Here is a 12,691-nt window from a genome sequence, read left to right on the forward strand (position 1 = left end):
ATTTTGTAAGGAAGTTGGTATAAAATGGAAAGCGAAAATACATTTGAAATTAAAAAATATATTCCGCTTTTCGCGGTATTATTATCCGGTGCTTTTGTCACCATATTGAACCAGACACTGCTAGGGACTGCGCTTCCACCTATCATGAAAGATTTGAATTTGAGTGAGAGTACAGCGCAATGGCTACAGTCGGTTTTTATGCTCGTAAATGGGATAATGATTCCAGTTACGGCTTTTTTAATTGATAAATTCACAACACGTAAATTATTTATGACTGCAATGGGATTGTTCACTATCGGCACGTTTATTGCAGCAATTTCACCAAACTTTTCATTGTTATTGGTTGGGCGGATTTTGCAGGCTTCAGGGGCCGGCATTATGATGCCGCTGATGCAGACGATATTATTCCTGACCTTTCCTGTTCATAGAAGAGGTACAGCAATGGGACTGTTTGGACTAGTTATTGCATTCGCACCGGCGATTGGCCCGAGTCTCTCAGGCTGGCTCGTGGATCAGTTCCCATGGCGCAGTGTATTCTATGTTGTACTGCCGATTGCTATTTTAGATATGATAGCGGCTTACTTCTTATTGAAAAACGTAACAGAGCTGAAGAAACCGAAATTGGATATTTTATCGGTCATCCTTTCTACAGTTGGCTTCGGTGCAATTCTATACGGTTTCAGTGTCGCCGGCGACGCAGGGTGGCTCAGTCTTCAGGTCATTCTTACGATTGTTATCGGCAGCATTTCTCTCTATTGGTTTATTACCAGACAGTTGAACTTGAAAGAACCGCTTCTTGAATTCCGGGTATTCAAACACAGCACATTCACGTTAGCAACGGCGCTTGGAATGCTGGTCTTCGCTGCGATGATTGGGACAAATGTTATTTTGCCGTTATACATGCAGAATATGGTTGGCTTCTCGGCGCTTGAATCTGGGCTTGTCTTGTTGCCCGGTGCGATTATAATGGGATTCTCCAACCCGATTACCGGTTATCTTTTTGATAGATTCGGAGGAAAATGGCTTGCTCGGGGCGGCTTGTTACTGCTAGCCTTGACAACTTTTGCATTCACGAATTTATCTGCGGATACAAGCTTCAACTATCTGGCAACCATGAATGCCATTCGCATGATTTCGATTGCCATGGTAATGATGCCTATGACAACCATGGCATTGAACCAGCTGCCTAACGAATTGATTCCGCACGGGACAGCAATGAATAATACATTCCGCCAAGTAGCTGGCTCGGTTGGTACAGCAGTGCTTGTAACAATCATGTCCACTGCAGCTATACCAGGTGAGGATATCAATGGTATTATTCATGGTGTGAATGTTTCCTTTATCGTAGCAGCAATTATTGCTATCGTTGGATTTATTCTTTCTTTTAAATTAAAAGAAGAGATAAAACCGGGAAATCGTGTCAGCTAAGGTTCTAATATCAAGCTAAATAAAGTACCAGGCATTGTAACAATTGATTATTGTTAGATGTCTGGTACTTTTTTTGATGGGGTATTGAAGAGAGTATTTACATTTATAGTTTCCTTCATAGAATTCTAAGAAAGTTGATCGGACTTGGTATATGGTATAATGGTGATTAGCATCATTTGGGAGGAATAAAATATAATTGAAGAAATTTAAAGATCAGAGAACTCGTTATTTTTTACACTTTAAGAAAGCATAAAGAATTCAAGGAATAAAGTATAAGTGCAACGGTTTTGATGGGGCGAGTAATCGCAGTCCCAACTAAGGCATTCACGAAAGGCTTGCACTCCAGAGTATAAGGGATTCTAAGAAAGTAAAATACGTTTTCAAGATTCCCTTTAGGAAAAGCTAGTCTGCTGCATGCAAAATTTGTGAATATTCATCCTTTTTCTGATGGAAATGGAATAACCTCTAGATTACTTATGAATTTTGAATTGATGAAGTCTGGATTTCCTCCAATTACAATTGAAAAGGACGATAGATTCAAGTATTACGAGGCTTTAGATATTTCTGGAACAGAAGGGGATTATGAACCCTTTCTGTTGTTTATAGCCGAACGTGAGGTGAAAACGTTAGAGAATTATTTAGCTTTTTTAAAAGATTTATAAATAGAACCTTCATTTAGTAGAAGTTTATCGACACACAGGATGTGATAGGATGGAATTAAATCAAAAAGAAGATGAATTTGCTACGAAAACTACAGCTCAAAATTTGGGGGAGCGAATGGCTCTAAACTAACTGAGCGATAAAAAAGTTGTTACTGTCGTTTCAGAAACATGAAAATTTAGGGAAATCTTCAGTTGATATTGTAGTACAGTGAGTTAAAAGAATATATATTCATTAGGATGTAATAGTCCCTTATAATATAGGTATAGACAAGGAGGATTCAATGAATTTTGAATAATAAAAAAACAGATTTTTCTACCCTTGTTGCCAATCTGCTTACTGTTGGTCTAGTAATGGGTAGTATCGCAGTTATTGTAGCCATTCCTATTTTAATAATATATGGTTTATCTAATATTTTAGCAGGCTGGAATCTTATCGAAATACATTTTTTTGATAGTATTTTTATTAATTTTCTTTACTTCGGAGGATTGCTTTTTCTGTCTTACATGGTGGGGATGCTGTTTGATTTGTTATATATGCTAATCCTTAAAGCAGCGAAAATGAAACAGACAAAGAAAGTAATGCTTTGGAGTTATGTCGTTCAATGGTTGCTTAGTGTTAGTTTTTATAAAATATGTATTGAGCCCCTATTTACGAGAGTTAGTATATCATGGAAAGGAGCAGCTATTTTATTTTTCTGCTTGTATTTGGCTGCTTTTGTAATCAGTGAAGATTATAAAATTTTTTCCGATAAAAAAAGGTAACGCAATCTTGATTTAAAATCAATTGCAGCAAGGTTCCTATATTTTGGGATTCTCCTTGACGAATTCATTGCTTCCATGTAAAGTAAACTGTAATTATTCGTATAATTCCATATATTCTTATCGAGAAAGGTGGAGGGACTGGCCCGCTGAAGCCTTAGCAGCAGACGTTGATTTGTACTGTGCTAATTCCAGAAGCATTTTTGCTTGAAGATAAGAAGAGACTTTATCATATCGAACCTCTTCTATTTTCGGAAGGGGTTTTTTTAATGGAATATAGAATGAATATAGCAGATAAAGAGAAAGGGGTATTCGATGGCAATATCAGCAGAGACAAAAAATACACGTGCTCCATTCAGAGCAGATCATGTAGGAAGTTTTCTACGACCTAAGCGTTTAAAAGAGGCGCGTGCACAACAGGCAAAAGGAGAAATCAGTGCAGAACAATTGCGTCAATTGGAAGATGAGGAAATTATCAAACTGGTAGAACAGCAGAAAGAAGCAGGACTTCAATCTGTGACAGATGGGGAGTTTCGCCGTGCCTGGTGGCATTATGATTTTCTGGAAGGCTTAGATGGCGTGGAAGGCTATACCGCGGAGCAAGGTTTACAGTTCACTGGTGTGGAAACGAAAAAAAGAGGCATCAAGGTAACCGGTAAAATTGGTTTTAGTAATCATTATATGATCGAGCATTATAAATTCCTGCATGGTATTGCCGGAGATGCGGTTGCAAAATTTGCGATTCCGAGCCCGAACATGCTCTTTTTCAGAGCAGATTTTGAAGAAGGAATTTATAAAAATGATGAAGCCATTATTGATGACCTGGTTGCTGCTTATCAAGGGGTGATTCAGGCATTATACGATGAAGGCTGCCGCTACCTGCAGCTGGATGATACGTCCTGGGCAGCCTTTTTCTCAGAGAAGGGCAGAAATTCGTTGATTGAAAAAGGAAGAAATCCAGAGAAAACAGCTGAATTATGTGCGAGAGCAATCAATGAATCGATTGCGAACAGACCAGATGATATGCTGGTAACAATGCATATTTGCCGGGGGAATTTCCAATCTACCTATATGTCAAGCGGCGGTTACGAAGCGGTGTCAGAAACGATTTTTGGCGGTTTACAGGTGGATGGTCTTTTCCTGGAGTTTGATGATGACCGCTCGGGCGGATTTGAACCCTTGCGTCATGTAAACCGTGATGATTTATTTATCGTACTGGGTCTTATCACGTCTAAGTTCAGCGAGCTGGAAGATCCGGAGGCTGTTAAAGCAAGAATTACTGAAGCGGCGGGCTATGTACCGTTGAATCAGCTTTGCCTGAGTCCTCAATGCGGGTTTGCTTCCACAGAAGAAGGAAACTTATTGAGTGAGGAACAGCAATGGGAAAAAATCCGGCATGTTGTGCGAATTGCTGAAGATGTCTGGAAATAAGAGCGATGAGCAAAGGAGATTTGGAGAGGTGGGCTTTCCGAATCTCCTTTTTGTCGAACTTTTTGAACACGCACTATGAATCATTTAGAGAAGGCTGTTTTGAATGTAGATACTTTTGAGCTAATAAACCAGTATTGAAAACGGAAGCTAAGGTGATGAACAAAAATAAATTTGCCATTATGTCACTGATTCGATAAGTAAAATTAAAAAGTAAGTAAGTGTTTATGATGAATAATAATGAAACAACTAACGAAAGGAGGAATTGATTTTTAAACGATTTGAACAAAAAAACGCTCCTCTATTTGTCAACCTAATTTAAATCAAGGTTAACATACAGACGCGAAAAATTAAATATAAATTCTAAAAAAATTCAAACAAAGAAAGAAATAATTATAATTTTTTGATATATTAGTAATAACAATAAGAATATTCAGCTGTTTTATCATGGGAAATAAAAGAATTTATACGAATGATAGTACATCGTTTCAAATAAAAGGGAGAATGTAGAATGGAAATTCGCAGTTTGCAAAGTTTGGATTACGATATCCTGATTCCGCAGATAAACGACTGGTGGGGCGGGCGTGATATGGCAGGAATGCTGCCTAAATTATTTTTTCAACATTTTAAGAATACCAGTTTGATAGCAGAAGAAGATGACGAGATAACAGGGTTTTTAATTGGATTTTTATCACAGGATCAGTCAGATGAAGCATATATCCATTTTGTAGGTGTACACCCGGATTACAGGAAGAAAGACATTGGAAAAACACTTTATGAGAAATTTTTCGCTAAAGTTAAAATGGCTGATCGGAAAATCATCCGCTCCATCACTTCCCCCGTAAATAAAACATCGATTGCGTTTCATCAAAAAATGGGCTTTGTGATCGAGCGAGGAGATAAAACAGTAGATGGTGTAGCAGTAAAAGCAAATTATGATGGGTTTGGCATTGATCGCGTTCTGTTTAAGAAAGAGCTGAAATAAGGGAGGAAATGAGATGAAAGCGGTTGTGATGAATGAATTTGGCGGATCAGATGTGCTGCAATTCAAAGAAATACCAAAGCCAGAACCTCAACCCGATGAAATTTTAATTAAAGTGATTTATACCAGCGTGAATTATGCTGATATTAAGAACAGAAATGGCAGTAAAGCAAAGGCAAATTTCCCGATGATTTTAGGTTTAGATGCTGCTGGAGCAGTCGAGAAGGTTGGAGCATCTATAGAAAGCGTCAAGCCTGGTGACCGTGTTATATGCTTTCCAAAAGGGGGCGCCTATGCGGAATATGTCCTGGCCTCGGAGTTACTTACTTTTAAAATTCCGGATGAATTAGATTTTAAAATGGCTGCAGCTTGCCCGACTGTTGGCTTTTTATCTTATAAATTAACATATGATTTAGCACAAATTAGTAAGGCAGATACGGTTTTAGTTCACTCGTCGGCTGGCGGTGTCGGTTCAACGATTATTCAGATGGCCAAATTGCTCGGAGCTAAACGAATTATTGGTACGGTCAGCAGCCTTGAAAAAAGCAGCGTGCCGCTTGAATTAGGAGCGGATGATGTTTATACATATACGGATTTTGATGAAAAAATAAAAGAAACAACAGATGGTAAAGGTGTAGACGTTATTTTTGATTCGCAGGCTGGAGAGATAACCGAAAGAAGTATGAAGGTTTTATCTCATTTTGGCAGGCTGGTTCATTTTGGGAATTCATCAGGCGGCATTGGCAATTTTAATACAAAGGAGGTGCACGCGAGCTGCCGGTCTGTACTGGGATTCAGCTTAGGTACCACTAGAAAAGAAAGGCCGGAGACATTGGAAACCGTATCTCAAAATGTCCTTGAATTAATAGTGAACGGAAAAATAGAAATAAAAATCGGTGCGGAATATCCTCTTGAAAAAATAGCGGAAGCACATGATTTTATCAGCAGCAGGAAGAGTACCGGGAAAATATTGATTCATGTTTCTGATTGATGGGAATGCGATGAGGAGTAAGAGAAGGAATGAATGTCTTAGCTGAAAGAATGTAAAATTAGAAGCTACTATTGACGTCTATTGGAGGAAGCAGGATGATACGAAAACTGACAAAAGAGGATCATGCAAAAGTAATGGAGTTAGTTGAGCCTAAGGCTGCAGAAAATTTGTTTATTATTGGAGATATTGAAGCGTTTGGCTATGATTCAGATATTCAAGATGTCTGGGGAGAATGGAAACAGGAAGATTTAATCGCTGTTCTCCTGCGCTATCGTGAGAATTTCATTATTTACAGTGAAAGTGAATATGATGTAAAAGGGTTTGCAGAGATGATTAACGACTATAAACAGCGGTGCAATGTGAGTGGTCTGAAACAGGCTGTCACTCCTTTGTTTAAACACATGGATAAAGTCATTCGTGTACATAGAGAAATGTATTATGCAGCTTGTGAAGAATTAAGCTATACAACGAATTTAGAACAAGCAGAGCAGGTAGAATATTTGCAGCCTGTTGATTATGAAGAGAACATCAAAATGCTGGAGTCTATTCCGGAATTTGCAGCAAGTAATGTAACTGTTGAATCGAGGGAGCATGCAGAGAAAAATAAGACAGGACGCACCTATTTTATTCGTGATGAAGAAGGGACGATGGTTGCATCTGCATCGACAACCGCTGAAAATTCCCATTCTGCTATGATAGTTGCTGTTTGTACGCGCCCAGGGTATGAGCGTCAAGGCTACGCAACGAAGTGTATGGAGAAATTATGCACTGCATTATTAGCAGAGGGGAAGTCACTTTGTCTTTTTTATGATAACCCTGCGGCTGGAAGCATTTATAAACGAATGGGTTTTAAAGATATTGGGATGTGGACGATGATTCGTTATGAAGCGGAATAGGCTTTGGGTTTAATCAGAATAGGGGGCGGTTCAATTGAAGATTATTTCGTTTGAGCAAGAATCCGGCGTATCGATGGATACAGAAACAACGAAATTTACTGCGCATCGTCTTTTATTTGATGCCAATGATATAAGAATGAGTTATATGTATTTAGGAATAGAGGATAATATTCCTTTCCACGAAGCGCAGGCGGATCAGCTTTTTATGATTATATCTGGAGAAGGCTGGGTCTGCGGCGAGGAGGAGAACAAAATCCCTCTGACTGCCGGTAAAGCAGCATTTTGGAAAAAAGGAGCGCTTCATGCTGCGGGAACTGATTCTCAGATGACTGTTTTATGTGTGGAGGGGAAGCATTTAAACATAGAAAACATGCCTATATTAAAGAATGCTGTAACAGGTTATTAATTGATTATTTTTTCTATATAAAGGAGTGTGCATTTTAGATTTCCTATGCACTCCTTTATTTGTTTTGGTGAAGATTTAGACAGGTGCACTTTTCAAACGACGAAAGAGTGATTATTATAATAAAGTAATAGCAATTATACAAAAGTGAGTGGTAAACGTGAATGAAGAGAAACGAATTTTAATTATTGAAGATGACCAGGAAATCAGCAAATTGCTGCATGTTATTTTAACAAAAATGGGGATGACGCCAGTTTCTGCTTATTCAGGGACAGAAGGTCTGCTGCAGCTGAAAAGCAATCCATTCGATTTGATTTTATTAGATTTGATGCTGCCGGGGATGAGCGGCGAAGAATTTATTACCCAGGTCAGAGAGGAAAGTGCAATCCCCATTATTGTAATTTCCGCAAAGATTGGGGTAGAGGATAAAGTTCAAGTCTTGAAAATGGGAGCATATGATTATATAACTAAGCCATTCCATCAGAAAGAGGTAGAAGCCCGCGTGGAGGTTCAGCTGCGAAAATCGATTGGCCAGCCCTCACAAAAAGACGAAAAGGTATGGCGTGGTCTGACTATCTTTCCTGAAAAGCTGTCTGTCACGTTAGAGAACAAATCATTGCAGGTAACCAATGCGGAGTTTGACATTTTATCCTTATTTATTAATCATCCGGAGCATGCTTTTTCTAAAAGAGAGATTTACGAAAAAATTTGGAAAGGCACGTATGTCGGGGATGATAATACCATTAGTGTCCATATCTCCAATCTGAGCAGAAAAATGGCTGAAGTCACACCTGAAGAGTATATCAGAACCATTTGGGGTGTCGGGTTCATGCTGGTTTGATTCTGTTCTGTCTTTCTTTATGAATTCTTTATGATTTGCTTAGAGGATTTTAATGGCTCTTGCGCTAAAATAAATAGCAAGAACATTTAGTGAAGGGGCAGAGAAAATGAGTGCTGTTATTCAGACGTATACATTAACTAAGAAATTTAAGCAGGAAGAAGCCATTAAACCGCTTGATTTTTCTGTAGGAAAAGGAGAGATTTGTGCCTTAATTGGTAAAAATGGTGCTGGTAAATCGACTATTTTTAAAATGCTTGCAGGGCAGTTAACGCCGACAACTGGAGAAATTTACTTGTTTGGTAAGTCAGGCAAAGAAATGATGCAGGCGAAAAAAAGAATGGGATTTATGATAGAGACGCCGGTCTTTTTCCCGGATTTTACAGCAATTCAAAACCTGGAGTATTTTCGGATTCAAAGGGGAGTTGCGGAAAAGAAGCGGATATATGACGTATTGGAAATTGTCGGCCTGGCCAATCAAAAGAAGAAAAAATTTAGAGAATACTCTATGGGGATGAAGCAGCGGCTGGGAATCGCGCTTTCTCTTTTAAGCAGCCCGGATTGTTTAGTGCTTGATGAACCAATTAATGGTTTAGATGCGGAGGGTATTACGGAAATTCGCAGGTTATTGATCCGGTTAAATCAAGAAAAGCAAATAACCATCTTGATTTCCAGCCATATTTTAACGGAATTGCAGCTGTTGGCAACGCGGTTTGTATTTATCAAAAACGGGGTGATTGTCGAGGATGTAAGCAAGCAGCTTTTGGATGAAAAAAGCAGGAAACAAATCCATTTAAAGGTGGATGACACAGCCAAGACAGCACAGCTATTAGAACGCACTTATGAGGATATCCAATATAAATCCCTTCCTGACCAAGTAATCACGATACAAAACCACATTGAGAAGGCTGGAGAAATAAACCGCCTTTTAATCAAAAATGATGTATTTGTGATGGAATTCCGGCTCGAAGCATTGAATTTAGAGGAATATTTCTTAGGTTTAGTGGAAGGGGATGGCGAGAAATGATTAACTATTTGAAAAGTGAAAACTACCGTATATTGCATAGGAAAAGCTTATATCTCACTACTGCTATCTTTTTTCTCCTAATTACAGGTGCTGCATTTTGTTTATATTTTTTTAGCAGTGTAGATGCAGATTTCCGCGTTACGGCACAAGCAGCTTTTTCTATTCGAATGTCATTGGTATGGGGACACAAATAATTATTATCTCTTATTTGTATAATAGCATATTGACTGGCAAGGATATTATGCTGACAAAACAGGCAATTTCTTTCGGTATCTCTCGAAGCGTCATCTTCTGGTCAAAATTGCTTGTGACGCTAGGTTATTTTTTGTTGGTTTGTGCAGCAGGCTTACTCCTGATGATAGGATTAGGGCAGAGCCTTTTTGCGGAGGACCAAGGAGTAGTCAGCAATTTCTTCATTGCAAGCTTTAATATGCTGCCGATTGTGCTCAGCGGTTTTATTTTGATACATGCATTAAAAATGCTGAAAATCGCTGATATATATAATATCATTATTGTCGCGGTTATCTATATTTTTTTCGATGATGTGTTGCGCCTTATTTTTCGTCAGGTGAATGGATTAAATGAGTTATATACATTTGCTCCAGGTGCGTTATTGACGGATAATTTAATGGACTTTATGAATCAATCAGTACAATTGGATTATCGTTATTGGGTGACCGGTGCTGTCATCAGCGTCATTGCTTTATGGATAGGAGCGGGCAGATTTACGAAACAGGATATGGATTAAGGAGGAGGGGTGACAGTGAGCAGCTGGTTGATTATCGTTATATTGAGTATATTATTAGTCGTTTGTATCAGCATGCTGCTGTTACTTTATTGGGATATCAGAAGGATAACCAGTCAGCTCAAAGACATTAATGAGAACTTTGGTACAAACGAATTAATCCGTACAAATACACACAGCAGAGGTTTGCTCCGGTTTATTACGTATATCAATCAGTTGATTCATCTATTTAAGCAGGATCAACAGCGTAAGCAAAGGAGAGAAGAAGCATTAAAGCAGGAAATCACTAATCTCTCGCATGATTTAAGAACGCCGTTAACATCGATTAAAGGATTTTCTGAATTGATGGCAGATCCCTCTTTGTCAGATGCAGAGAAAAAAGAATTTTTGGCTATTATTCAAAAGAAAATTAATCATTTAACGATGATGGTGAATCAATTTTATGAGCTTTCCCAAATAGAATCTTCGGACCAGAAATTCAGCATGCAGCAGGTATCGTTGAATCAGCTGGTAGTGGACACGATGCTGCTGTTCTACCATGATTTTGAGAAAAATAAGCTGCAGATAGAAATAGATGAGACGGCTGTTTCCCCGATTTTAGCAGATGAAAAAGCAGTGCATCGGATTATCAGTAATATAGTTCAAAATGCGTTACGATATGCGGAAAGTTATTTTATCATCAGGCTGGCAGAAGAAGATGAATGTGTCAGGCTGGAAGCAGAAAATGATATTACCGCATTGGATGATAAAACGGAACTCCATCGGATTTTTGACCGGTCGTATCGGATGGACAGCAGCAGAACTGGCGGTCAGCTAGGATTGGGTTTGCATATTGTCAGGCAATTGGTTATTAAATTAGGTGGCCAGATAGACGCTAATATCGATGGAAATAAGTTTCAAATCATTGTATTATTCAAAAAGTGGATATAATCTATGCGGAATAAATAATCGCAGTCTGTGAAGATTATACCAAATACTTTTTAGGAATAATTTACCATGATTTTATTGAAAAATATCTAAAATACCGCAGTATTTTGTGCTGTGGTATTTTAGTTGGGTATTTATTCCTCTTTTGATTTTGTTCCGTAGTCAATCAGTTGTCCTCCCTGTATAATATATGTATAACGTTTACATTTAAAAAGAAAGGAGACAGCGTTTTATTTTGAAAAATTATATTTTTGGAGCTGGACTCATTATTATTTTATTTTTAGCCGGGTGCTCCGAGCCTGAGGCTGCAGAGGTTTTGGAGGAAATGGAGCAGGTGGAACAGGATATGACCTCTTTAGACGTGGAGTTTGAAGAAAATATCGAAGGCGAAACGTTATCGGGGAATGGCGTGTTTGACTTTGAAAATGATATCGACTATTACAATCTGGGAAACTTTGCTTTGTATAGAGACAATAGTGACTTTTTGATGGAAACTGCTGAAGGGGAGGTCATGGAGAGCTTTGCAACAACAACCGCTGACCAGGAGGAACTCGAACATATCTTTAATAATCAATTAGGCAGGATGAAAATGCCATTTGCTTTTTTCGTATCCATAGACCCGGATATTCATAACAAATTTGATATGGAAGCAAGAGATGAAGATTATGTCCTTACATACAATGGGGATGAAACGGATATCGAAGAGTTAGGCAGAGGAATTGCGGAACAAACGCTCCGAATTACCGAAGGCTCTGAAAGAGTGGATTTTGAACCCTCCGATTTTGACATTGATAAATTTACACTTGAAATGATTATTGAAAAAGAGACCCATCATCTGCAGGAAATGGAACAGGAATTTACGTATACGTTTCATGATTTAACAAATGATCAGAATTACTTGTATACATATACTAATCATAATGATGCCGAACAAATCGATATTCCGGCGGTCACTGTGACAGCAGAGGATACAGAGCCCGCAGATGCGGAAACAACAGATTTAAGCGAGGAAGAGAGGGAGACTCTGGAAACAGAAGCATCGGATTATTTGGATGCACTTATTCAGGCGACGGTCTTCCAGGATGCGGAAGCCTCTATCGAGCGTTTGCCAGACACTTATTCGGAAGAAGAGAAAACAACAGAAGCTGAGACACAGCGGGATATGTTCAAGGATATATATATCCAAAACACGGAACGAAATATGCAAGGGACCAATGTGACAGAACAAGAAATTATCGAATTAGCGGATGCCGTGATGTATGCATTGTCTACTGCGGATTATGAGATTGTTGAAGCACAGGCAGAATCGGCTGATAGTATTATGGTCACGGTTTCCATAGAAGGAATCAGTGATACGTCCATTTATCAGGAAGTAGACCAGGAATTGCTTGAGCTTATTGAAGATGGTGACATTGCACGTGATGAAGTTGATTCTAAAACCATCGAGCTGTTGATCGAAAAATACAATGACATCGATGCACTCCTGCCTCCTGTAGAACTTACTGTTCATGTGATGCAAAATCCTGATGGCAGCTATGTAGTGATTGCACAAGATCAATATTTAGCAGGATTTTTTCAATAAAGGATAAATAATAAGGCGGCTGG

Annotated in this window: 12 protein-coding genes, 1 pseudogene and 1 riboswitch; all 13 genes and pseudogenes read left to right on the forward strand. The window is 38.7% G+C overall.

The window, feature by feature from the left end:
* The first annotated feature begins 24 nt into the window (after window positions 1–24).
* The 13 genes and pseudogenes from MKX55_RS09460 to MKX55_RS09520 all read left to right on the forward strand — a co-directional run bounded on the left by MKX55_RS09460 (window position 25) and on the right by MKX55_RS09520 (window position 12,668).
* Window positions 25–1,428, forward strand: a complete 1,404-nt coding sequence (locus tag MKX55_RS09460; protein ID WP_289585203.1) for an MDR family MFS transporter — start codon at window positions 25–27, stop codon at window positions 1,426–1,428.
* Between the two features lie 401 nt (window positions 1,429–1,829).
* Window positions 1,830–2,090 (forward strand): annotated as a pseudogene (locus MKX55_RS09465) (Fic family protein); the annotation flags it as partial.
* Window positions 2,091–2,378: 288 nt separating this feature from the next.
* Complete coding sequence (locus tag MKX55_RS09470; RefSeq protein WP_339237788.1) at window positions 2,379–2,852, forward strand: hypothetical protein; 474 nt, start codon at window positions 2,379–2,381, stop codon at window positions 2,850–2,852.
* 114 nt (window positions 2,853–2,966) lie between these two features.
* Window positions 2,967–3,069, forward strand: a riboswitch (SAM riboswitch).
* Window positions 3,070–3,164: 95 nt separating this feature from the next.
* On the forward strand, window positions 3,165–4,280 hold the full coding sequence (locus MKX55_RS09475; RefSeq protein WP_339237790.1) for a 5-methyltetrahydropteroyltriglutamate--homocysteine S-methyltransferase: 1,116 nt from the start codon (window positions 3,165–3,167) through the stop codon (window positions 4,278–4,280).
* 508 nt (window positions 4,281–4,788) lie between these two features.
* On the forward strand, window positions 4,789–5,262 hold the full coding sequence (locus MKX55_RS09480; RefSeq protein ID WP_339184331.1) for a GNAT family N-acetyltransferase: 474 nt from the start codon (window positions 4,789–4,791) through the stop codon (window positions 5,260–5,262).
* A 13-nt stretch (window positions 5,263–5,275) separates the two neighbouring features.
* Window positions 5,276–6,250 (forward strand): zinc-binding dehydrogenase, encoded by a 975-nt coding sequence (locus tag MKX55_RS09485; RefSeq protein ID WP_339237792.1) that lies wholly within the window; start codon window positions 5,276–5,278, stop codon window positions 6,248–6,250.
* A gap of 95 nt (window positions 6,251–6,345) precedes the next feature.
* Window positions 6,346–7,146, forward strand: a complete 801-nt coding sequence (locus MKX55_RS09490; protein WP_339237794.1) for a GNAT family N-acetyltransferase — start codon at window positions 6,346–6,348, stop codon at window positions 7,144–7,146.
* 34 nt (window positions 7,147–7,180) lie between these two features.
* Window positions 7,181–7,552, forward strand: coding sequence for a hypothetical protein (locus MKX55_RS09495; RefSeq protein WP_339184338.1), 372 nt, complete (start codon window positions 7,181–7,183; stop codon window positions 7,550–7,552).
* A gap of 157 nt (window positions 7,553–7,709) precedes the next feature.
* Window positions 7,710–8,390 carry a response regulator transcription factor gene (locus MKX55_RS09500; RefSeq protein WP_339237796.1) on the forward strand — a complete coding sequence of 227 codons (681 nt, stop codon included), beginning with the start codon at window positions 7,710–7,712 and terminating at the stop codon, window positions 8,388–8,390.
* A 106-nt stretch (window positions 8,391–8,496) separates the two neighbouring features.
* Window positions 8,497–9,414, forward strand: a complete 918-nt coding sequence (locus MKX55_RS09505; protein WP_339237798.1) for an ABC transporter ATP-binding protein — start codon at window positions 8,497–8,499, stop codon at window positions 9,412–9,414.
* A 178-nt stretch (window positions 9,415–9,592) separates the two neighbouring features.
* Window positions 9,593–10,162 (forward strand): ABC transporter permease, encoded by a 570-nt coding sequence (locus tag MKX55_RS09510; RefSeq protein WP_339237799.1) that lies wholly within the window; start codon window positions 9,593–9,595, stop codon window positions 10,160–10,162.
* A 15-nt stretch (window positions 10,163–10,177) separates the two neighbouring features.
* Window positions 10,178–11,089, forward strand: coding sequence for a HAMP domain-containing sensor histidine kinase (locus tag MKX55_RS09515; protein ID WP_339237800.1), 912 nt, complete (start codon window positions 10,178–10,180; stop codon window positions 11,087–11,089).
* Window positions 11,090–11,321: 232 nt separating this feature from the next.
* Complete coding sequence (locus MKX55_RS09520; protein ID WP_339237802.1) at window positions 11,322–12,668, forward strand: DUF6612 family protein; 1,347 nt, start codon at window positions 11,322–11,324, stop codon at window positions 12,666–12,668.
* Window positions 12,669–12,691: the final 23 nt, after the last annotated feature.

Origin of the sequence: Oceanobacillus sp. FSL W7-1281 (assembly GCF_037969835.1) — a bacterium.
In the GTDB taxonomy this organism is placed as follows: domain Bacteria; phylum Bacillota; class Bacilli; order Bacillales; family Amphibacillaceae; genus Oceanobacillus; species Oceanobacillus oncorhynchi.